This is a genomic window from Pseudoalteromonas sp. S408, assembly GCF_005886645.1.
Taxonomy (GTDB): Bacteria; Pseudomonadota; Gammaproteobacteria; order Enterobacterales; family Alteromonadaceae; genus Pseudoalteromonas.
In genome coordinates this window covers 34,764-57,451 of the sequence record NZ_PNDY01000022.1, presented here as the reverse complement: position 1 = coordinate 57,451, position 22,688 = coordinate 34,764, and the positions used below count along the sequence as shown (strand labels likewise).

The following is a 22,688-nucleotide window of genomic DNA, read 5'->3' as shown; positions in this document are numbered from 1 at the left end:
TCGGAGAGTGAACATGTTTGATATAATGGAACAACACAGCGAAGAAGCTGTAATAAAAGTAATAGGCGTGGGCGGTGGCGGCGGTAACGCTGTTGAGCACATGGTAAAACAGCAAATCGAAGGCGTACGCTTCATTGCTGCAAATACAGATGCGCAAGCACTACGCAATTCAGCCGCCGATGTAACCGTTCAACTGGGCACACAAATAACCTCTGGGTTAGGTGCGGGCGCAAACCCTGAAGTGGGCCGTGAGTCAGCTGAAGAAGATGCAGAAACTATTCGCGCTAGCCTAGAAGGTGCCGACATGGTATTTATCGCAGCCGGTATGGGCGGCGGTACAGGTACAGGTGCTGCCCCAGTGGTTGCTAAAATTGCTAAAGAACTCGGTATTTTAACCGTTGCTGTAGTAACGCGTCCTTTTGACTTTGAAGGCAAAAAGCGCGCAGCTGCCGCAGAGCAAGGTATTAACGAACTATCAGAAATTGTAGATTCACTTATTACAATTCCTAACAATAAATTACTTAAAGTTTTAGGCAAAGGCACTACACTGCTAGATGCATTTGCTAAGGCAAACGACGTGCTATTTGGCGCAGTACAAGGTATTGCAGAGTTAATTACGCGTTCTGGTTTGATCAACGTGGATTTCGCCGACGTACGTACAGTAATGTCTGCCATGGGAACTGCAATGATGGGCACAGCGTCTGCATCGGGTCCTGATCGTGCGCAAGAAGCTGCAGAAGCTGCTATTTCAAGCCCGCTTCTAGAAGATGTTGATTTAACGGGTGCCAAAGGTATCTTAGTTAACATTACTGCGGGTATGGATATTGCGATTGAGGAATTCGAAATTGTCGGTAACCACGTTAAAGCACTAGCCTCTGAGAACGCAACGGTTGTTGTGGGTGCGGTAATTGACCCTGAAATGACCGACGAGTTACGTGTAACTGTAGTTGCAACGGGTTTAGGCGGCGATCGTCGTCCACAGTTTGGTATTGTTGATAACGGTTTTAAAAAGGCATCAGGTTCTGATGTTGCGAGCACGTCTAACCAAGCAAGCAGCATGTATGTGCCTAGCTTTGCAAGCCAAGACAGCACTGATGAAGCTGCACCTAAAGCACAAACTGAAAGCGCAGAAAAAGCGAGTTCTAAAAGTTCAAGTAATGCAACAAGCTCGTCGTCGCAAGCGAGTAAAAAAGCAGATAAGTCAGAGGGTGGTGATTACTTTGACATCCCAGCATTTTTACGTAAGCAAGCAGACTAATAAAAAGCGTTACATTGCTGTTAAATTGAACGAATATTGTAAGGCGCGCGTACATATGTTACTATCCGCCGTCTAACTGTAATAAATTTAAGTGAGCGAACCTATGATTAAACAGCGTACGATTGCAGAAGTAGTCAAAGCCATAGGAATTGGACTTCATAAAGGTGAGAAGGTCACAATAACTCTCCGACCTGCGAGCGCAAATACTGGGATTGTATTTCGTCGTGTCGACCTTGATCCGGTTGTTGAATTTGAAACAACACCTGAAGCCGTTGGTGATACGCAGTTGTGTACCTGTTTAATTAACAAAGATGGTGTTCGTTTATCAACTACTGAGCACCTTATTGCTGCAGTTGCAGCAATGGGCATAGACAATCTAATTGTTGAGTTAGATAGCTCAGAAGTGCCTATTATGGATGGTAGTGCATTACCATTTATTTATTTGTTACAAAAAGGCGGCATTGAAGAACAAAATGCGGCTAAACGCTTTATTCGTATCAAAGAAAAAGTACGTATAGAAGAAGGTGATAAATGGGCCGAAGTAGAACCATACGACGGTTTTCACATCGACTTTGAAATTGCCTTTGATCACCCGGCTATCAATGAGAGTCGCCAGCGTGTTGGTTTAGACATAACCGCGCAGAGCTTTACAGAAGAAATTAGCCGGGCTCGTACGTTTGGTTTTATGAAAGACATTGAATACATGCATGCTAATAACCTTGCACTAGGTGGCAGCATGGACAGTGCAGTAGTGCTCGACGAGTTTAAAGTACTAAACCCAAATGGTTTACGCTACAGCGATGAGTTCGTTAAGCACAAAATACTAGACTGTGTAGGTGACATGTTTATGACAGGCCACAATATTTTAGGCAAGGTCACTGCGTTCAAGTCGGGTCACGACTTAAACAACAAGTTACTTCGTAAAGTTATGGCAACTGAGTCAGCATGGGAGTGGGCAACATTTGAAACGCCTGTAACGATGCCTGCACCCGGTCTTGAGTTAGCAACTGCCTAACCAAGCATTTAAAGTACACACTTAAAACAGTTCCAAAAAATGACGCTTATTAGCGTCATTTTTTTGATTTGCACTTATCCTTTAAAGTAGTAAATTTTAAAAATTAAATGTCTAATATGGCTTGTAACTGTTCTAATTTAGTTATTGTGTAAGTGGGGGATATTCCCTCTGGCAATTGTTCGCCAGGGTGTTGTAACCAACACGTATCAATGCCTACAATATTACCGCCGAGTATGTCGCTTGATGCGGTATCACCTACCATTAATATTTGGCTTTTATTTGGGTTGCCCATCAGCTCAAAGGTATGTTCAAAAATAGCTTTGTTAGGTTTTGCTATACCTACAAGTTCAGATATAACCAACCACTCAAACATATCTTTCAAACCAGTATGCTCCAAACGAATTGTTTGTAGGCGGGCAAAGCCATTAGTAATAATGCCCAACCTAGCATGGGGTTTTAATTTATTAAGTAACTCTATAGCACCTGGTAATGGCTCACAAATTTGCGCCATTGCATCTAAAAATGCATCGTTCAACTCTTTAGCTGGCACATTCAATTTTGCTGACCATTCGTTAAAGCGGGTTACTTGTAGGTAATCAGCACTAATCGCACCATTTTGATAATCAACCCACAGTTGTTTGTTGGTTTTTTGATAGTGAATGTAATCGTCTTGCGTAAAGTTAACGCCGTAATTTTTAAACATACGGGTCATACCGGCTAAAATATCAAACCTAAATAAAGTTTCGTCTGCATCAAACAACACGTAGCTGTATTTCATTCAATTTCCTGTTTTTTATGTGCGATAAAGGTTGCTATGTAAAAAGGGGGCCATGGCCAAGGTAAGCGCTTGGGTATAGGTGCTTTCGCGTGTTGCATGGTTATTCGTAAGCAGGCCTATGGCGCCGCCTTTTTGTTTTATGTTAGTTGTATTAAATGCTTTATCCATTACATCGCCGAGCTCTTCGCCATTAAGCAGGGCTTTAAAAAGTATATTGGGTAATGGAAGGTTGCTACTACGTCCTACAACTTGCTCTGTGGCGTTATCAATAACAACATAGGCAAAGGTCGCTGCACCATAACTAAATTGCTCTGCACCGCCTTCCATTGCCACGTAGTAATCGGCTTGATGATGCTTTTTGCAATAGTTAACGCGGTTTTGCGCGCCAATGCATGTTTCGTCTTCACCAATAGGTTGTTCAGGCACGTTTGAAGGGGCGTCAACACCTAGGCAATCAATGGTGTTATTTGGAAAGTACATAGTAAAAATGTGCTTTGCTGCATTTATTTTTACAGGGTTTTTAGACCCAACTATAACTTTTAACAAAGATGACATGCTGATCTCGTATTAAGTAAAATCAGCAGTGTACGTTAGTTCTGTTAAACAAAAAAGAGTACAAAAGCCATAATGCTAAATAGGTAAATCAAGCGGAGCGAGGTTTTCTAATGCACGCTTTTTCAAAATAATATCTTTAATAAGTGGCGTTAATACTAGCTCCATTGCAAGGCCCATTTTACCGCCAGGTACTACAAGCGTATTAATACGCGACATAAAGCTGCCTTCAATCATTCTTAGGTAATAGGGGAAATCAACATCTTCAATGCCTCTAAAGCGGATCACAACGAAGCTTTCATCAAGTGAAGGAATATCTTTTGCACTAAATGGGTTTGAGGTGTCTACGGTCGGGACGCGCTGAAAGTTAATATGGGTTCGTGAAAACTGAGGTGTAATATGATTTATGTAATCGTCCATACTACGCACAATTGACCCCATCACGGCTTCGCGAGAGTGGCCACGCTCTGAAGTATCGCGTATTAGCTTTTGTATCCACTCAAGGTTAATAATAGGCACCATGCCTATGAGTAAATCAACATGTTTGGCTACATCTACATCTTGGTCAACAACTCCGCCATGCAAGCCTTCGTAGAATAAAATGTCGGTATAATTATCAAGGTCTTGCCAGGGAGTAAATGTACCAGGCAGTTGGTTATAAGGGACCGCTTCATCAAAGGTGTGCAAGTACCGGCGTAATTTTCCTTGGCCGGTTTCACCATAGTTACTAAATAACGATTCAAGCGCCCCAAAGTCGTTAGCTTCTCGGCCAAAGTAACTAATATGTTTACTTTCTTGTTGGGCTTCGCGTATTTTTTTGTCCATTTCGGGGCGTGTGTAACGATGAAAGCTATCACCTTCAATGAATGCTGCATGGATATTTAGGCTACGGAAAATATGCTTAATAGCATTAGTTGTGGTTGTAGTTCCCGCACCGGATGAACCAGTAATAGCAATGATAGGATTTTTAGCTGACATGTTAATTCTCTTTTTAGGACCAAGCTACATAACCAGACTCAATTTAACACTTTTTTAAGTCATTTGGGTATCTTACGTGTTGACTGACTAAGCTCAAGTGACGCCATCAGCAAATAACGTTATCATGGGGTGCTTAAAATTAAAACGAGAGAAAGCATGAAACTTTTAAAACCATTACTTAGCTTCTTTTCATTAAGTGCGATAGCCGCAGGTTATGCACATGCTAACATGCCCAAAAGCCAAATATTACTTGCCGATTTAAATACGCCATATGGTGTTCAAGTGACCATAGTAAGCGACAAAACAAGTTATAATAATCAGCCTTACTTAATTAACAACGATTTATACTTTACCCATGAGGTTATAACTAATAACCAAAGCCAAACCGATATTGCACATTACAATTTAACAACGCGTGAAATAACTAACTTAACAAATACGCCTGTCAGTGAGTATTCGCCAACATTAATGCCTAATAAAAATAGCTTGTCAGCCATTGTCGTAGAAGCCGATTCAAAACAAAAGTTGTGGCAGTATCCACTTGATACGCAAAGCCCGCCTAGTCGTATTTTTGATTGGATTGAACCTATTGGCTACCATGCTTGGGGTATAAATAACGATTTAGTGATGTTTATTTTAGGTCAGCCGCATACGCTTCAATATACCTCAGTAGACGCTGCTAAAGGTGAAATAGCCGCCAGTGATATTTCTCGCACACTGATTTATAACCATAACGCAGCGACGTTTTTATTTAGTTACACCAAAAGCGATGAACATATTTTAGCGAGCTTTAATCCTCAAAATAAACACGTAGACGATTTATTAAGGCTGCCCTCTCAGGTGCAAGACTTTATTTTAAAAGATGATAAAACAATTGCCTATGCCATTAAAAACCGTGTTTATCAGCGTAAACTAGATGGGAGTAATGAGGTATCGCAATGGCTTGATTTAAGCACATACTGTGAAACTAATATCACTCGAATGAGTTACAACAACGATAAGCTAGCATTTGTATGCGACGTAACACAATAAAGTAAGACTTCATATCGCGTATGCGATAAGGTTATACGCAAATTAACGGATAGGGATAAACATGGCGTACAGTGCAGATGAGTTAACAGAGCAACTTATAAAATTACAATGCAGAAGTAATTTTAAAATTAAAAACATTGCAGAATACATGTTAGTTAATTCAAAAGAGGCCTTTTACACTCACAGTGAAAGCGGTAAAGGCAAAATAGTAATTCGCCCTGCGTTTGAAGTATTCAGTGATGACTTTAACGATATAGATGGCGTAACTCGCGCACAAGGGTATTTTCATAGCAGTGAGATGACTCGCTTCCCAACGCGAATATATAAAAGCGCTCAACCAATTCATTATGGCGTGGCATTTAAAATAAACTCAGAGCAAGCTGCAAAAGATTTTATTGCTAAATTGACGATGATCATTGGCAATTAATCTATACTTTACTCAAGAGACTAATTATTAGTTCAGCCCTAAAAATGTAAAGCCGCTAAGTGAATACTTAGCGGCTTTTTATTACTTAATTAAACAGGTTTATTTGCTGTTTAAGAAGCTATTGACCGAATCAAGCTCGCGGTTTTTTAGTGCTATACAATCAAGTGTACTTTCTTCTAGTTTACTCAATGTACGGCTGTACCCAGGTACGTCTGAGATTTTATCGTTAAAGAAGTTTTGAGTGGTTGCTAAGCTTTTGGCATCACAGCCTACAGTTGTAAAGTACGGTAAGTTAGGAATAAAAAACGGCGGTAAACTTGCTGTTACTTTATCGTAATTGTTATAAACCCAATCTATGAATAATGCTTGGCGCTCTTCTGTGTAACTTTGCCCAGATAAAATAGTACGCATATCAGATGCGGTTACTTCATCAGTTAAGCTGTAAGCGAGCACTGTATTTTGTAACTCAGACTCACCAAAAAAGCCCATTGCCGCTAGCATGTTAGTGCGCACTTGTGGATCTTTAGTCGTTTTAAATGTTGTCATGAATTGATTAAGCAAGGCTTTATCACCATGAAAAGCAGCAAGTCTCAAATAGACACCCGCTAAGTATGGATCTACTTTTTGTGGATTAGTTAAATACACTTGCGTTTGTTCTTTGGCTTTATTGATTACGTTTTGGTCCTCGCCATCAAAACCTAAGCGAGATATAACGGCTGCGCGAAGTTGCGACACGGCACCATCTTCGTCAATTTTTGCCTCTAAACCATACTTTTTAGCTGCAGGGGTAACCGCATCACGTATAAACGCAGGCCATAGGTCTTTATTGCTCTCATCTTTGAACGTACGTTGCTGCGATACCAAGTAACCCAGCGCCGTATTTGCTACGCGAGGGTGGCCGTCGCTCACAAAAACTTCAAGTGTTTGCATTAATTTAGCGGCAGAGATAACACCGGCTTTAAGCAGTGCATCGGTTGCCGATAATAATGCTAAGCGTTCACGGTCAGTTAGTACCGTTGGTGCGTTTTCAATTAATGCGTTAAATTGCGCGTCGTCCATTACCCAGCGATAGTAGCCAAGAGCGCCTTGGTCAGGGTAAATCCACTCTGGTGCAAAGTCTAAATCAAGTGTTTGGCTTTGCTTGTTAAGTAAAATGCTGGCTGTTTTAACTTTGTCGCCTGCACCGTATTTAATCGTTACTGGCACATTCCAAAGCTGTGCTGGCGCATCAACACCAGCATTTACAAAGCGGCTTTGTGAAATAGTTACTTTTTTACCTTGTTGCTTAACATTTACAAGAGGGAAAGAAGATTGCTCAATAAATGATTTTAAAACACTGGCTACATCTTTGTTTGACGCTTTACCCAGTGCCTGCCATAAATCAGCCGCTTCTGCATTTTTATAAGAGAAGTCTTTTAAGTAACGTTGAATTCCTTTTTGGAACGCCTCTTCGCCAATCCAATTTTCAACCATTGCCAGTACTGAGCTGCCTTTACTGTATGCAAGGCCTAAACCGTCCATAATGTCAGCTTCAGTTTTAATTGGCTTACGAATCGGCTTAGTGCTTAAGCGGGCGTCTAATGCCATTACGTTGTTTTGCGGTAAGTCTAAATGTGATTCAAACTCAGGATTTAGCTGCTTGGTCATTTTAGCTGCCATCCAGCTTGCAAACGCCTCGTTTAACCACAAGTCATTCCACCATTTCATGGTGACCAAGTTACCGTACCATTGGTGAGCAAGCTCGTGAGCAATAATAGAGACGTTACGTTGTTTTTTACTGCGTGTTGCCGCGGCTAAATCAACTAACAAAATATCTTCGCGGTAGGTTACTAAGCCTGAATTTTCCATTGCACCAAATGGGAATTCAGGTACGGCAACCGAATCGAGCTTTTTATATACATAAGGAATACCAAAGTACTCTTCTAATGCTGCAAGTACGCGCGGCATATTATCTTTTGCGTATTCGGCTAAATGAATTTTACCTTGAGGAGTGATAACACGCCCAGGAATTGGCATACCTTCTATGTCTATTTCTTCAAACGGACCAACTGCCATTGCTACTAAATATGATGGAATAGGCGGTGTTTTATCAAAAAAGTGCGTTGTCATATCACCATTTGTTGTTGTTTTTAGTTCTGGTGTATTGGCATATACTTTTTGTGAGCTAGGGGCCGTTATTGTTAACTGAAAAGGAATTTTATAGCTTGGTTCATCAAAAACAGGAAAGGCACGACGTGCATCACTCATTTCAAATTGGGTAAATAGGTAAGGCGTACCTTGATCTAAGGTTTTGTATAAGCCCACACTTTGGCGATTGTAGGGTGCCGAAAAATCAATTTTAAGCGTGTATTTACCCGGTTGGATTTTTTCATCACAGCTAAATTTCACTTTACCTGTTTTAAGCATTTCGTTACTTAGGTCACAGTTTTCTTTACCCAACAGTTGTGCCACTTTAACAGCGTAATCAACACCATTGAGCTCAATATAATGGGTTGGTTTTAATACTTCTAATGCAATTTCAGTCATTCCTGAAAATGTATCTTGGCTAGGGTCGAGTGTTAGCGATACATGTTGAGAACTTGGTTTTGCGAGTTTTTCTATAACGAATTCGTTAGCGTGTGCAGCATTCATTGCTAGCGCAACGCTCACTGTTAAGAGGCTTTTAAGAAACATAATGATCCCTTGTTTATTGTTAGAAACGCCCAGATTTTATGGGTACAGTTTATCCTACCAGCTTTTATGGAGCGCGTAATTGATTTAAGAAGTCGCTTTGAATGTAAATAGTAACAAAGTTTGTCAGTGACTTTCGCGAGATAAAAAACGTTGCCAATGTAGTTGAGTATTTATAATGCGTACTTGTTGAATAACCGTATTTAATAAGTTGATGTCATCAAACTGGCTGTTTGAGTACTCGTTAAAACCCATTAAATAATTAAATGCGTTTTTAGAGTCAGCTTGTAGCGCATAAATACGAACTTGTTGTTCAAAGTTAAGACGCAGGCTACTTATGGCCGTTTTCATACCGAGTTGGTCAACGTTGGGGATATCACATTTTTGCAAGTAGCCGGCACGCTCACCTTCACCTGAAAACCAAATACGCACTTTTTCACTGTATCTGCCGGTTTTAGCCGGAAGATCAAACATAAGCCGTTGATAATTTTTTGATTTTATAAATTCAATATACTCATTAAATCCGGCATTAATCAATGCATTGTGTACAGGGACTAAACGCGGCTTTATTTTACCGTGAGTATGGAAGTTAAAACATAAAATATCATTATGAATACAAAGGTCATCAAGGGTCAAACAGCCAATTTCATCACTGTAAGCACCACTGTAGTAGGCTATTAGTGGCAGCCAAAAATGCCAATGTTTTGCTTGTTCACGGGGGAGTCGAAAATCACCGTATATATATCCATTATAAAGAGTGTGCAGTTCCATGGCTGAAAAAGAGCGGCGACCAAGATGGGTTTTCAACGTAATACCTTGAAAATAATAAGATGTTTTATTTTATACCCAACTAGCATTGGATGCTAGTTGGGCTACCAGGCTTTTATGTCCTGTGTGTAAACTATTATTCACTCAATGCGCGAGCTAAGCCGGTCGGTTCAATCTCTACACATACTTGGTCATCATTCCAATTAATGCCAACTAATGCGTCATCTTCATTTAAGTCTTCAACCCATGCATCTAAAAATTCATCAAGGCTAATTTCTACTGGGCTGTAATCTTTCCATTCTTCTTTACACTGCGCTTTAGCCGCTTCTTCACTTTCCCAAAGCAGTAAAACATCAGTGTCGTCAAATTGGTTTGAGTCGCACACTACAAAGCCATTATCTTCTGCGCCCAGTGCCCAAATGACTTCGCTAACACGTACTTTTTCTACGAAGTTAACTAGTTGTGATTCAATTTCAATATCGCTCATGTGTTTACCTTATTAAGTTAGTGACGAGGATTAGTTTCTATTGCTGATTGACGTTCGCTAAATTGCGCATGAAATACAACAAGTTCACTGTACTGACTAAAGTCAGTTAATTCACGAAAGCTAATCCAATCAAGCAGGCAGTATAAACTGATGTTGAGGTATTCACAGCTTTTAAATTCTTCATCGTTTAAATGGTTGCTTAAAAAGCTTAATGTTTGCTCTATTCGCTCATTTTGAAGATTAAAAAATAATGCATCGCTTTGAGTATCTAAGCCCGAGCGTTTACATAACAACATTTCAACTAGTGAGTCGTTACAGGCATTAATAGTGGTGAGAAGGTGTTCTTGTGGCCACGTTAGTTTTGCTTGGTCTGTTTTGTCTAATAAGTAGCGTATTATTGAGTTTGAGTCGCTCAGTGTTAAATCATCATCAATTAAAATAGGGATTTTTCGCGCAGGGTTTTTACTGGCCATTTTTGGGCGGTCTTGCTCAGAAAATATATCTAAGCTTACAAGTTCAATATGACAGTTATTTTGCATAGCCCACATTCTAATTCGGCGAACATACGGTGATGGGACAGAACCAATTAATTGCATAATCACTCCAAAAAAAAAGCCGCTAATGCGGCTTTTATTAAACGTTAATAGCAGTAAAGCTCAATTTATTCTGAACGGCTAGTAACTTCAAGTAAATGATAACCAAATTGTGTTTGCACAGGGCCTTGTACTTGGTTAATAGGTGCAGAAAATACCACCTTGTCAAATTCTGGTACCATCATACCCGGGCCAAACTCACCAAGGGCGCCGCCGTCTTGCCCTGATGGGCAATTAGAATGTGCTTTTGCTAATTCAGCAAAGTCTTCGCCTTGTTCAATTTTTGTTTTTAAGTCTAAACATTGTGCTTCGCTGTCTACCAAAATGTGTCGTGCGCTTGCCACTGTCATAAAATCTCCTGAGTATAAGTGGTGTTTTTTTAACCTAGTGTATTGCCATACTAGTTAGTTTCAACAAATTGTACCAGTATAAATTTAGATTTTAGACAGCGAATTTTCTACTGCCTTAATCATTTTTGGTGAATCTGGTTTTACTTTACTGTTAAATCGTAAAATTGTTTTACGATCAGCAGATACTAAATATTTGTAAAAGTTCCAATTTGGCGAACTTGTTTGCTCATTTAAATGCTTAAATATAGGGTTTGCATCACTGCCTCTTACTTCGCTGGTGGCGAACATAGGGAAGGTAACCCCATAATTAATAAAACAGACTTTAGCCGTTTCTTTTTCGTTATCTTCTTCTTGAAAAAAATCATCAGAAGGAAAACCTAGGACTACTAGTCCCTCGTCTTTGTATGTTTTGTGTAGTTTTTCTAAGCTTTCAAACTGAGGGGTAAAACCACAGTTACTGGCAGTATTAACAATTAATAGCGGTTTATTTTTGAATTCGCATAGGTTTATTGATTCTTTAGAGCGCAGCTTTCGAATATCAACGTTGGTAAAATCGTCACAGGTGTGTGCCTCAATAGGTTCATTGTTTGGCAGTGTTTGTGCTGTAACCGCACTATTTATCAATAAAGAAGATAACCCTATTATTATTCTTTTTAGCATTATATTACCTAACTATCCGATTGTTTGATTGGCTGATCATACGCTAATATGGAGAAAATTGATCAACCACTTAAATTAACTATGACAACTCGCTTAGCTACTATTGACGATCTTAATGAAATTGTTGCCATTTATAATGAAACCATAGAAGGGCGAATGGTAACGGCAGATACCGAAGAAGTAACCGTTGAAGAAAAAAAAGATTGGTTTAATAGTCATACCCCAAATCGCCCAATTTATGTTTACTGTGAAAACAATACCGTTCTTGCGTGGGTGAGCTATAAATCGTTTTACGGACGCCCAGCTTACGATGGAACTGTAGAAATGAGTATTTACATAACTAAAAATGCACAAGGTAAAGGCCTTGGTAAAAAGTTAATGCAGTTTGCCCAAGTTGAGGCTAAAAAACTTAAAATCAATGTGCTGCTTGGTTTTATTTTTAGCCATAATTTACCGAGTGTTAAGCTATTTAAGCACTTTGGTTTTGATGTGTGGGGCGAGTTACCAAACGTTGCTGTTATGGATAATAACTTATACAGCCTAACAATATTTGGTAAGCATTTAGAATAAGTTACAACAATTAATTGGTCATATTTGTTTACAAATAACATACAAGGAATGTGTGTTATTTAGGCATTTTTATACTACGCTAATAACATATAAATTTAATTGATTTAAAGTGTAGTTTAATGGAAAGAAAAATATTAATCATAGACAGTAGCATCATCATAGCAATGAGGGTAAAAGTACTCTTAGAGCTTATAGGGTGTCATGTTGAGTTGATCCATTTTTCTATGCTTGAAATGTACACTCATGCCAACAGCTTCGATTTAGTTGTTATATCTCATGGCGTTCCGGTAAGCCCTGTAAAGCCTATAATCGATAAACTATCTCACGGGCGGTTATTACTTCTAGCTCCAAAAACAGAAAATACTGAGCAGCTAACTGCATTTGCAGGCCTTAATAAAATAGTGCCTGAGGCAACGGTTGTTTACCCTTTTTTTTCTAATAAAGAGATCACCTCTCTTTTAGAGAGCTTATTAGAATTAGACTCAAGCCATATGTTGCAGCTACCCACTATTTTGCTGGTAGATCACATTCAAGAGCGACTTGAGAACATGCAAAGCAATTTGCTTGGTGCTCATATAAAAACCTTCACTGCAAGTAATTTAACTGACGCTCTTGGCATTGCACAAGACAATAAAATTGACATTTTAATAAGTGACTTTAGCTTAGGTGATGTCACCGGGTTACAGATATTTTCAAAGCTAAAAGCGAGGCAACCCAATACAAGGTGCTTACTTTTTACTTCTCGGCCTGACCAAGTTTCAATGATAGAAGCTATTCGCCAAGGTGTAGAAGATGTTCTTATTAAACCACTTAATGAAAATATTTTACTGCAATCAGTGCACAAGCTTTGGCAAACCGAATTATTAAAACGCCGAAATGCCGAGTTAGTTGACCGACTTCAAGAAACTGTCGATGCACTAATAGAAAAAGACAGTCTGCTGCAAGTTATTTATAAACACACCCCTGACGCGATCATGCTATTTGAACGCAATGGCCAAATTATTGAAGCAAATGACGCATGTCTTAAGTTGTTGGGTCTACCCTTTAGTGAGCTGGCAGGGAGATCATTATTTGATTTCTTAGATGATGACTCTGTTGCTGGGATCAGAGATAAAATTTCAACATTAAACAGTAATCGCCAGTTTAGTTATGATTTACGCCTCCCCATTCAGAGTGGTGGCACAGTCCCACTATTTGGATCTTTTAATGAAATAGACCACCATGGCGAAATTGCATTAGCAGTAATTTTTAAAAATGTGACGCATTTAAAGCAAAAAGAAGAACTGCTTCAAGAAGCAAAAGGCTTACTTGAAGAAGAAGTTAAAGCCCGTACATCGCAGTTAGAGCATGCTAAAAACGTAGCTGAAGCGGCAAATTTAAGTAAATCAGACTTTTTAGCTAATATGTCGCATGAGCTACGAACGCCTATGCACTCAATTTTAAGTTTTGCTCGCTTTGGGCTAGACAAATTAGAAGCGGGTGATTTTGCAAGAGAAAAGCTATTAAAGTATTTGTCACGCATTGAATGCAGCGGCGATAGGCTACTATCGTTACTAAACAACCTGCTAGATTTATCAAAGCTTGATGTTGGTAAATTTCCATTTAATCCGCGCCCGCATAATTTAGAAAGCATTATCAAAACCAGTATTGATGATGTGTCGGGCACGGCTATGGAAAAACAAATTAATATTATTTTTCCGGCGCCAGATTCAGCAGTCATTGCGCAATGTGATGAAGAGCAAATTAATCAGTTGTTACGCAATGTATTGGGTAATGCATTAAAGTTTAGCGAACCGAAAAGCAATATTACGCTCACGCTTGCTACAAATGATGAATATGCTGAAATAAAAGTCATTGATAGCGGTATTGGTATTCCTGAAGATGAGCTTGATCATATTTTCACAAAGTTTGTGCAAAGCAGTAAAACAAACAGTGGTGCAGGTGGTACTGGATTAGGGTTGGCACTTTGCAGAGAGTTTGTATCGTTACACCAAGGTCACATTAATGCCTATAATAATGCCTGCGGCGGTGCCACAGTGCATATAAAACTACCACTCAAAATAAATTTAGAAGAACATCTAGTTAACGAATAAAAGTACGCTAAAACAGTAGATTGCTTTTTTAAGTGATTTATTTTCGAATTTAAAAGGATGATTTAGTTATGGCTTTAACAAAAATACTAGCAGTAGATGACGAGCCTTTTAATCTTGAAATAATAGAAGAGATTTTAGAGGAACTGGATTTTGAGCTGAAGCTCGCTACCAGTGGCCCTGAATGCTTGGATATGGTTGAAGATTATATGCCGCAGGTTATTTTACTTGATGTAAGCATGCCGCAAATGAGTGGTTACGAAGTATGTAAAATGCTTAAATCTAACCCCAATACAGCACATATTATTGTTATGTTTGTATCAGCAAGAGGAACGGTAGAGGAGCGAATGGAAGGCTACTCAGTCGGTGCTGAAGATTACATTGTAAAACCGTTTGGACACGACGAGCTTAGGTCTAAATTAAAGAATCTAAATCAAGTATTAGTCGAAAAACAAAGCCTGGAAAAACAAGTGGAAGTGGCCACATCTACCGCTTTTAACGCGATGGCTAACAGCAGTGAAATGGGGCAAATAGTTAACTATGTCGAAAATATTGCGCTAATTACTAATCCAGATGATCTAGCAAAAGCACTCATTGATTGCCTGCAATCGTTTGATCTTCAGAGCAACGTAGAATTTAGATACGACTCTACTGTTAAGCATTATGCTTTGCATGGAGTGTGCTCGCCTATTGTTATTGAGTTGTTTGAAATGCTTAAAAATAAGGGGCGGCTACATGAATTTTCGCAGCGTTTATTGGTTAATTATGAACTAATAAGTTTACTTATTTTAAATATGCCAGGACATGATCCAGATAAACACGGCAGAATACGTGACCACGTTTGTTTTATAGTAAGTGTTACAGAGCAGCAGTTACGCGCCATAATAACTAAAAATTTATTAGATGCGCAGCAAGTAAAACTTAATGCAGTGGCAAGTACTGTGCACACCAAGTTTCATGGTTTGATAGATTTACTAAATGAAAGCCGAATAAATAATGAACAGGTGTTTAAAAAGCTACAAGAAGACCTTGAAGTAAGAATTCCAACGATGGGGTTAGATGAAGACCAAGAAATTTTTATCTATAAAAAAGTAGATGAAACAATTCAAAATTCAGTTGCCCGCGAGGAGTCTGTTGTTCAAGTAAAAGAAGCGTTTGCAGATATTGAAAAAGAACTTTCAATTTTACTAAACCACAGTCAATAATGTGAGCTTTTGCGGATTAAGGTTTGTTAAAGCTTGGTCTTTTTAATCACTGCGTAAGATTTGTAACTAAGCGGGCTCTACATTACTTAGGTAGCAAATAGATTACTGTAATTTAAACCCTTATAAAACCAACAGACCTTGAGGCTACCATAAGTTTTATGCATCTCGTGGTAAGCCTTTTTCTACAATCCTAATCAGCCTTTGCGTTTTTCTAAGTGAGGGTTGTTTATTGTTTTGCTGCTTCAGGGCCCACTCAATATGCTCTTTTACTAGGTCACTACACCCATCTATTTTTTGCTCTAGTGCATCAATAATATCTGGGGCAAAGTTTGCATTACCTAAACCAACCGCTAAATTACGTAACCAACGTTCGTGACCAATTCGGCGGATCGGACTCCCTTCGGTATTTTTTAAAAATGTTTCTTCATCCCAGCTAAATAGCGCTAGCAAGTCTTTGTCTTTTAGCTGCGTGCGCGGGTGAAAGTCTTGTTCGTCGGTGATTTGTCCATAACGGTTCCATGGGCACACTAGTTGGCAGTCGTCGCAGCCGTAAACACGATTGCCTAATAAAGATCTATACTGCTCAGGGATAGGCCCTTGGTGCTCTATTGTCAGATATGAAATACATTTTCGCGCATCAACCACATAGGGTTCTACAATTGCACCTGTAGGGCATAATGTTATACAGGCAACGCATTTTCCACAGCCTTCAAAGGTGTTTTCACTATCAATAGGCAAAGGTAAGTCAATAAACAGCTCGCCTAAAAAAAACCATGACCCTGCTTCTTTATTTATAAGTAACGAATGTTTACCGCGCCAACCTAGCCCCGCTTTTTCTGCCAATTGGCGCTCTAGAACAGGGGCTGAATCAACAAAGGGCCTAAAACCATATTCACCCACTTCTTGTTCTATTTTTTGACCTAACTTTTTTAATCGGTTACGTATTAATTTATGGTAATCACGACCAAGTGCATAACGGCTAATATACGCTTTTTGTTTATTTTTTAATGTTTTAGCAAAGCCTGCATCAGGTGGGAGGTAGTTCATTTTTACTGATATGACTCGCTGTGTACCAGGTATGAGTTCAGCTGGTCGTGCGCGCTTCATGCCGTGTGTTGCCATATAATCCATTGAGCCATGAAAGCCGGCATCAAGCCAGCGTTGAAGCTGTTGCTCATGCTTACTCAAATCTATATCGGTAATGCCCACTTCGCTAAAGCCAAGTTCTTTTCCCCATGCTTTTATTTGCTGGGCTAATTTAGGGTAGTCAGGAGTTAGGTTACTCACACATTTTCACGCACGTTAAATAATCGCCCAGTAATTTACCATATTTACAGGGCGGTGTTGAGTTTAGCGCGTTAATGTAGCGCAAACTAAAGCACAAAGCGCTTTAATTGCTGCTGAGTTTGCATGCTTAACTCTTGTGATAATTGGCTATCGGCAAGGGCGGTGTCTATTTGTTGTTTGGCTTGCTCACCAAGCTCAACAATTTGCTCTACCGATTGATGGGTTAAATTTTGCGTATCTTCTAGTAAATGCACGGCGCTGGCAATTTGCTGTAATTGCTGTTGATTACTCTCAAATTCGTTAAGCATTTTACTAAACCCATCTGAGGTTGCACTTATTGAATTTTGTGCATTTTTAGAGTGGCTAATCAGCTGCTCTGACTCTTTGTTGGTTTCACTGACCAAATCATTCATTTGATTAATAAAGTCACTAATTTGGCGAGTTGCACCGCTTACCTTAATTGAAAGTGTGCGTACTTCATCAGCAACAACAGCAAAACCACGTCCGGCTTCACCTGCTCGTGCAGCTTCTATTGCGGCATTAAGAGCGAGTAAGTTAGTTTGATCAGAAAATTCCTCAACCATTTTTAAAATGCTGCGAATATTTTCACTGTTTTCTTTTAACCCCTCCACTGTGCTTGCAAAACTACCTAGCATATTAGTAATTAATTGAACTTGCTCAACGAGGGTACTGAGCTCTTTATCTGAGAGTTTAACAAAGGCTAAATGTTCATTATTTACAGTGTGGACACTGTCGGTGTTGCCCACAATATTTTGCAAGCTTTGAGTAATTTGGTTGCTGGCATCAATGATGGTGTGGCTCAAGTGTATTTGCTGCTGGCTAGAGTTTTCAGTATGCTTCATCGACTCTGTAACTGCTTTATTACTTTGCGCACTTGCCTCTGCACTGGTGTAGGTTGTGTTAAGCAGTTCACCTAAATGGCTAGTGAAATCGTTATATTGGGAGCTTAACGTTTTAAATTCGTCGAATGAAAAGTGCGGGAGTTTGGCGTTTAAATTGGCATCTTGTTGATTAATTTTAATGAGCGTATCGCACATTGCTTTTACAGGACGCACAATTAAAAATCGCATATAAAAAAGGGTAAACGCAAAGCCAGCAACAATAACCAAGGTTAGCAGCCAAAAAAGACCAAGACTTTGTTGCTCACTTAAGCTGTCATAAAGCCAAAATAAAGTAATCGCCTGAAACAAAAAAACAAAACTCAAGTTACCAACAATTTTACGCGTTAAAGTAAAAAAGAACGTTTGTTCGATATAATTATAAATTTTCATTAAGCCACTCATCTTGCTTAAACCTATGTTTGAACGCTTTTACGCAGGCATTAGCAAGGTATAAGCGAATCTATTTATTAGCTAACGATAGCAAATATGCTTTAGATTGCATGGGAAAGTTGGTAAAAATTCCGTCTAAACCGTAGTCACGCATAAGTGCGATATCTTGTTGTTTATCCACAGTATAAGCGTAGATTTCTAGCCCGCGTTTTTTAGCATCATCTACAAATGCCTTGTTAATAAAGTTTTTATCTACATGCACGCTAAATGCATTTAAATCTTGGGCAAACTTAGCATAATTAATTGGAATAGAAGACGTCAATGCGCCTATTTTTAACCAAGGTAAACGTTTTTTAAGCCATTGTAATTGATGGTGATCAAACGATGACACTAAAATATTAGCACATGAAATTGTTCCCGCACTGATATTACGCTCAAGCTGGTAGGCAAACTTTTCAAGCTCAAAGGCATGTTTAAGTTCTAAATTAAGTAAGGTTTTATTATCATTCCAATCAAATAACTGCTGAAGCGTGGGTATATGTTCGCCATTACCAGCATCAAGCTTTGCTAGAGTTGCGGCGTCAAACTCGCTAACTTTACCTTTACCATTAGTGGTTCGATCTAACCACGAGTCATGTATGATCATGTAATCGTCGGTGGCACTTTGAATATCAACTTCAATACCATCTACGCCAATATTCAACGCTTCTAAAATGGCACTTTTGGTATTTTCGGGAAAGTGACCACTTGCGCCTCTGTGTGCAAAAATTTTCATTGTCGCGCCTTTTTGGTAATCGACCAAGTTTCAAAGCATGCCGCGCTTACAATGAGTGCGCCGCCAATAAAAGTCATTAATGTTGGGCGTTCGTGAACAATAATAATAGCCAAAATAGTACCGTATAATGGTTGTAAACACGAAATTAACCCTGCCGTTGCAGCCGATAAATGTTTTAAACTTGCCGCAAATAGCGAATGTGGTGTAGCGGTAAATATAATACCAGCAACGGCAATTAAAATAAGGTCATGGTTACTCACTTCGTACACGGGCACTTCAATAAATGCGCACAGCATTAAGCTTGCCACTAAGGTTTGATAAAACATTGTTTGTGGGCCGCCATATTGGCTAAAGTAGCGTTTATGGGTAATGTTTCTAATAGAGAAAAATAACGCCGATACCACACCAGTAATAACACCGAGCGTTACATCGTCACCTAAATCAGCACTTGGCACTAATAAATAAATACCAAGTACAACTACGCCAGCACTTATTATGTCTTTTGCCTGAGGCTTATTTTTATTAAATAACGGCTCTAAAAAAACCGTCATTACTGGGTAGCTAAAAAATGCAAGCATACCAATGGTTATGCCTGCCATTTGCATCCCCGCAAAGTAAGTCACCCAGTGTAATCCCACCGCAACACCTAAAAATAGGGCAATAAAGTAGTCTTTTGGCTTATTTAGCTTTATTTGTTTTTTTCCTAATAAAAGCATTGTCAATATCGCCATACCAGCAATGGCTGTTCGGTAAACGGTAATATCCAGCGCATTTAAACCAATGAGTTTGGCAAATAGGGCCGTTCCTCCAAAAAGTAACACGGCAATATGTAAGTAAAATAAACTTTGCTGTTGTGGCTGCATTTAAACGTCATCTCCTTTTTTTAGCATGTTATCACTGGGCGAGCATCTACAAGATGAATTTTTTGAAATATGACAAATGTCAGCAAAGTTAATGACACTTCACACTCTTATTATTTTTACGTACTGGCATAGTTACTCTACTTAATAGGAGAGCGCTATGAATAGTTTAGTTTTAATGAGTCTTGATATCAGCGAATTTTTTGATTCGCTCAATTTTACTATCACTTACATTGATTATTTTATGCTGATGAGCATTTTTGTGGTATCTATATTTATTAACAAAAATAGTGCTTTAAATAAAAATAATACACCTGAGGTATTAGCATGAGTTCGCTAAGTAGCTTTTCTCAACAAACGGATAAAACGTTTTGGAAATACGGCCATTTAATTTTTACAGGCTTTTATTTATTGCCATTAATTATTAATTTTGACCAATTTACAAAAAGCCAAATGAGTCTATGTTTAGCTTTTTATATTGCTTTTATTATTTTGTACATAAAAGCAATTAACTGCGATAACACAAAAATTACCCCCTTATTTTTAGCCTTGCTGGCCATTTGTTTTAGCGCTACTTTTTTTACCTCTGGCACACCTACTTTGTATGGTTTTGTTGCCTATGTGGCAGGGTATAGTTATACCCAAAAGCAGCGGTTTTATGCTGCATTAGCCATTATAGTCGCGCTTTTTGCAAGTTCGTATTTAAGCGATATGGGAAAGCTTCAGTACTTTTTGGCTGTCGCATTAATATTATGTGCCGCCTTATTTAGTTATGGAATTGCAGCAAAAAGAGAACGCGACCATAAAAAGCGTGAGCAAGAAAGCGCAAACCAATTAGAGCAATTAGCTGCTATTGCTGAGCGAGAACGTATAGCGCGTGACCTACACGATATTTTAGGCCACTCACTTTCATCTATTGCATTAAAGGCCGAGCTGGCTAATAAGCTAAACCAAGGGGAGCGCTACGAGCAAGCAAACAACGAAATAGCCCAAGTAGCCGACCTTGCAAGACAGCTATTAAGCGATGTGCGCAATGCTGTAAGCGACTTAAAAGAGCTGAATCTAGTAAGCCAAGTTGCACAGTTAAAACAACGGTTATTAGAGCAGGACTTTAATGTCACGTTTAACGTTGAGTTATCTGTGCTACCTGCCAAGGTAGAGGGCATTGCTAGTTTAATAATTAAAGAGTCAGTTACTAACTTATTACGCCATAGTGCAACTAAAAACTGTGTAATAACAATTAAACAAACACCCCAGCAACTACTCATTGAAGTGATAGATAATGCTCCTTGCATCACACTTAAAGCAGGCAATGGTTTAAATGGGATCAAAGAGCGGGCAGAGCAAATACAAGGCAGTGCAACGTTTACCTGTGGCGAACGTTTTACATTAAACGTAGCGCTGCCAATTTCATCAGAGGATTTACAATGATCAAAGTATATTTAGTGGAAGATCAAGCGCTAGTGCGTGACGCTGTTAGTGCATTACTTAGCCTAGATTTTAATATTGATGTAATTGGCCAAGCAAGCAACGGGCAAGAGGCCCTAAATGCTATTAATGCGCTTGATGAAGGTGCGATGCCAGATATTATTTTAACCGATATAGAAATGCCTACTATGAATGGTATTGAGCTTAGCGAAAAAATAGCAACGCAATTTCCGGCTATAAAAATGGTGATCATGACCACGTTTTCACGCGCTGGGTATATTAGGCGCTCGTTAAGTGCCGGTGTTAAAGGGTTCATATTAAAAGAAGCCCCAAGTGACGAACTAATCAACGCGCTTAAAAAGGTAATGCAAGGTCAAAAGGTAATTGACCCAGAGCTTGCGATTAACGCTCTAGACGACGCCGACCCACTTACCGACAAAGAACGAAAAGCATTAAAGCTTGCAAGCGATGGCCTTAAAACGAGCGAAATAGCCACACAGTTATTTATAAGTGAAGGCACAACGCGTAACTATTTGTCTGACGCCATCGCCAAACTTAATGCAACAAACCGAATCGACGCAGCACGTATAGCTAAACAAAAAGGGTGGTTATAAACACATGTGATTAAGGTTTATAAATTTAACACAAACCCTTACTATATTAGCCATAACAATAAAGAAACGAACAGCGCTTAAAACAAGCTTAAAATGCGCTAAAAGAGGGTTAAATGGCAAACTTAATAGATTTAACAGTAAAAAACAGTGTCGCAATATTATCGATGAACACCGCAGAAAATCGACACAATCCAGCGTTTTTGGCTGAATTTAATTTACACCTTGATCATATTGAGGCTGATAAAAGCATTCATTCGGTTGTGCTCACTTCGGCAAGCGACAAAAGCTGGTCGTTGGGTATTGACCTTGAGTGGATGGCAAATCCAAGCATTTTACCAGCGGCTATTTCTGACTTTATGTTGCAAATAACACAGTTACTACAACGTATTGTTACGTTTCCTATGCCTGTTATTGCCGCCCTTAACGGCCATACGTATGGTAATGGTGCTGTACTGGCTTGTGCCTGCGACTTTAGATTTATGAAGTCAGACAAAGGCTTTTTTTGCTTTCCAGAGGTTGATGTATTGGTCCCTTTTGTACCGTCTATGTTTCCTATAATTAATAAAGCGATACCGCAAACCTTTTTTAATAGGCTAGCAATGACGGGCGAACGCGTGGGCGCGCAACAACTGTTTGAAAATAACGTAATAGAAGCGGTATTTAACGATAACGACGAACTACAAGCCGGCGTTTATGAGTTTGCAGCGCAGTTTAATAAAAACCGTTGGATTTACGCTCAAAACAAATCGCAAATGAATAAACACATTTTACACACTATAAAAGAAGAAGACCCAGCCTTTATCGATAACGTGAGTAAAATGTTGTACAAAAATTTGCATAAAACTAAGTAATAACTGAGTTAACGGATGCAGCTTAATCACAATGACATAATTAAGCTGCATAATTAAGCACGCATTAAGGCCCGGTACGCTAAGTTTTCTAAAACTAAATAACCGATAAATGCGCTTTGTTTAAAGATTAAGTGCTTTTACCTGTCTC

24 protein-coding genes are annotated in these 22,688 nt (G+C 39.1%); 11 read left to right on the top strand and 13 right to left on the bottom strand.

The genetic code is table 11. The features are described 5' to 3' along the window. Positions 1-13 precede the first annotated feature (13 nt). Together ftsZ and lpxC are read left to right on the top strand one after the other, a co-directional pair. Entirely contained in the window at positions 14-1,258 is a 1,245-nt protein-coding gene (gene ftsZ / locus CWB62_RS15490) for a cell division protein FtsZ (protein ID WP_138529603.1), read from the top strand. A gap of 103 nt (positions 1,259-1,361) precedes the next feature. Then, positions 1,362-2,273: a UDP-3-O-acyl-N-acetylglucosamine deacetylase gene (gene lpxC / locus CWB62_RS15485; protein WP_008126813.1), complete on the top strand. Its 912-nt coding sequence runs from the start codon at positions 1,362-1,364 to the stop codon at positions 2,271-2,273. Between the two features lie 103 nt (positions 2,274-2,376). Here the strand turns inward: lpxC and yjjG are convergent, their stop codons facing one another. From yjjG to CWB62_RS15470, 3 genes are all read right to left on the bottom strand, one after another. Then, entirely contained in the window at positions 2,377-3,051 is a 675-nt protein-coding gene (gene yjjG, locus CWB62_RS15480; protein WP_138529604.1) for a pyrimidine 5'-nucleotidase, read from the bottom strand. A gap of 15 nt (positions 3,052-3,066) precedes the next feature. Then, a complete protein-coding gene (gene yjjX, locus CWB62_RS15475; protein WP_138529605.1) occupies positions 3,067-3,606 on the bottom strand; it encodes an inosine/xanthosine triphosphatase in 540 nt (179 codons plus the stop codon). Between the two features lie 75 nt (positions 3,607-3,681). Then, entirely contained in the window at positions 3,682-4,581 is a 900-nt protein-coding gene (locus CWB62_RS15470; protein WP_138529606.1) for a phosphoribulokinase, read from the bottom strand. Positions 4,582-4,737: 156 nt separating this feature from the next. Between CWB62_RS15470 and CWB62_RS15465 the strand changes: the two genes are divergently transcribed. Both CWB62_RS15465 and CWB62_RS15460 read left to right on the top strand, forming a co-directional pair. Next, on the top strand, positions 4,738-5,613 hold the full coding sequence (locus tag CWB62_RS15465) for a TolB-like translocation protein (RefSeq protein WP_058403208.1): 876 nt from the start codon (positions 4,738-4,740) through the stop codon (positions 5,611-5,613). A gap of 61 nt (positions 5,614-5,674) precedes the next feature. After that, positions 5,675-6,040, top strand: a complete 366-nt coding sequence (locus CWB62_RS15460; RefSeq protein WP_006794078.1) for a hypothetical protein — start codon at positions 5,675-5,677, stop codon at positions 6,038-6,040. Between the two features lie 99 nt (positions 6,041-6,139). Here the strand turns inward: CWB62_RS15460 and CWB62_RS15455 are convergent, their stop codons facing one another. The 6 genes from CWB62_RS15455 to CWB62_RS15430 all read right to left on the bottom strand — a co-directional run bounded on the left by CWB62_RS15455 (position 6,140) and on the right by CWB62_RS15430 (position 11,568). After that, positions 6,140-8,713: a M1 family metallopeptidase gene (locus CWB62_RS15455; protein WP_058403207.1), complete on the bottom strand. Its 2,574-nt coding sequence runs from the start codon at positions 8,711-8,713 to the stop codon at positions 6,140-6,142. 123 nt (positions 8,714-8,836) lie between these two features. Next, positions 8,837-9,517, bottom strand: coding sequence for a site-specific integrase (locus CWB62_RS15450; RefSeq protein WP_138529607.1), 681 nt, complete (start codon positions 9,515-9,517; stop codon positions 8,837-8,839). 97 nt (positions 9,518-9,614) lie between these two features. Beyond that, positions 9,615-9,965 (bottom strand): DUF2750 domain-containing protein, encoded by a 351-nt coding sequence (locus tag CWB62_RS15445; protein WP_058403205.1) that lies wholly within the window; start codon positions 9,963-9,965, stop codon positions 9,615-9,617. Between the two features lie 17 nt (positions 9,966-9,982). Beyond that, entirely contained in the window at positions 9,983-10,561 is a 579-nt protein-coding gene (locus tag CWB62_RS15440) for a glutathione S-transferase family protein (protein ID WP_058403204.1), read from the bottom strand. Positions 10,562-10,626: 65 nt separating this feature from the next. Beyond that, on the bottom strand, positions 10,627-10,908 hold the full coding sequence (locus CWB62_RS15435; RefSeq protein ID WP_002958009.1) for a peptidylprolyl isomerase: 282 nt from the start codon (positions 10,906-10,908) through the stop codon (positions 10,627-10,629). Between the two features lie 84 nt (positions 10,909-10,992). Then, entirely contained in the window at positions 10,993-11,568 is a 576-nt protein-coding gene (locus CWB62_RS15430; protein ID WP_058403203.1) for a glutathione peroxidase, read from the bottom strand. Positions 11,569-11,649: 81 nt separating this feature from the next. Between CWB62_RS15430 and CWB62_RS15425 the strand changes: the two genes are divergently transcribed. The 3 genes from CWB62_RS15425 to CWB62_RS15415 all read left to right on the top strand — a co-directional run bounded on the left by CWB62_RS15425 (position 11,650) and on the right by CWB62_RS15415 (position 15,433). After that, the gene (locus tag CWB62_RS15425) at positions 11,650-12,138 is read left to right on the top strand and encodes a GNAT family N-acetyltransferase (protein ID WP_058551047.1); all 489 of its coding nucleotides are present in this window, start codon (positions 11,650-11,652) and stop codon (positions 12,136-12,138) included. A gap of 119 nt (positions 12,139-12,257) precedes the next feature. Beyond that, complete coding sequence (locus tag CWB62_RS15420; protein ID WP_138529608.1) at positions 12,258-14,231, top strand: sensor histidine kinase; 1,974 nt, start codon at positions 12,258-12,260, stop codon at positions 14,229-14,231. Positions 14,232-14,299: 68 nt separating this feature from the next. Next, complete coding sequence (locus CWB62_RS15415; RefSeq protein ID WP_138529609.1) at positions 14,300-15,433, top strand: response regulator; 1,134 nt, start codon at positions 14,300-14,302, stop codon at positions 15,431-15,433. Between the two features lie 156 nt (positions 15,434-15,589). On the opposite strand, the gene queG is transcribed toward CWB62_RS15415, so the two are convergent. The 4 genes from queG to CWB62_RS15395 all read right to left on the bottom strand — a co-directional run bounded on the left by queG (position 15,590) and on the right by CWB62_RS15395 (position 19,650). Continuing rightward, positions 15,590-16,720: a tRNA epoxyqueuosine(34) reductase QueG gene (queG, locus tag CWB62_RS15410; RefSeq protein WP_058403200.1), complete on the bottom strand. Its 1,131-nt coding sequence runs from the start codon at positions 16,718-16,720 to the stop codon at positions 15,590-15,592. Between the two features lie 86 nt (positions 16,721-16,806). After that, positions 16,807-18,024, bottom strand: coding sequence for a methyl-accepting chemotaxis protein (locus tag CWB62_RS15405; RefSeq protein ID WP_138529610.1), 1,218 nt, complete (start codon positions 18,022-18,024; stop codon positions 16,807-16,809). Between the two features lie 58 nt (positions 18,025-18,082). Further along, entirely contained in the window at positions 18,083-18,787 is a 705-nt protein-coding gene (locus tag CWB62_RS15400) for a glycerophosphodiester phosphodiesterase (RefSeq protein WP_138529612.1), read from the bottom strand. Further along, the gene (locus tag CWB62_RS15395) at positions 18,784-19,650 is read right to left on the bottom strand and encodes a DMT family transporter (RefSeq protein WP_138529614.1); all 867 of its coding nucleotides are present in this window, start codon (positions 19,648-19,650) and stop codon (positions 18,784-18,786) included. Before CWB62_RS15395 ends, CWB62_RS15400 begins: the two co-directional genes overlap by 4 nt. A 157-nt stretch (positions 19,651-19,807) precedes the next feature. Between CWB62_RS15395 and CWB62_RS18660 the strand changes: the two genes are divergently transcribed. From CWB62_RS18660 to CWB62_RS15380, 4 genes are all read left to right on the top strand, one after another. Then, a complete protein-coding gene (locus CWB62_RS18660; RefSeq protein ID WP_171034612.1) occupies positions 19,808-19,978 on the top strand; it encodes a hypothetical protein in 171 nt (56 codons plus the stop codon). Then, the gene (locus tag CWB62_RS15390; RefSeq protein WP_138529616.1) at positions 19,975-21,078 is read left to right on the top strand and encodes a sensor histidine kinase; all 1,104 of its coding nucleotides are present in this window, start codon (positions 19,975-19,977) and stop codon (positions 21,076-21,078) included. The genes CWB62_RS18660 and CWB62_RS15390 overlap by 4 nt, the downstream gene beginning before the upstream one ends. Next, entirely contained in the window at positions 21,075-21,689 is a 615-nt protein-coding gene (locus tag CWB62_RS15385; RefSeq protein WP_138529618.1) for a response regulator transcription factor, read from the top strand. Before CWB62_RS15390 ends, CWB62_RS15385 begins: the two co-directional genes overlap by 4 nt. Before the next feature lie 113 nt (positions 21,690-21,802). Further along, positions 21,803-22,540 (top strand): enoyl-CoA hydratase/isomerase family protein, encoded by a 738-nt coding sequence (locus tag CWB62_RS15380; RefSeq protein ID WP_138529620.1) that lies wholly within the window; start codon positions 21,803-21,805, stop codon positions 22,538-22,540. The last annotated feature ends 148 nt before the right edge of the window (positions 22,541-22,688 follow it).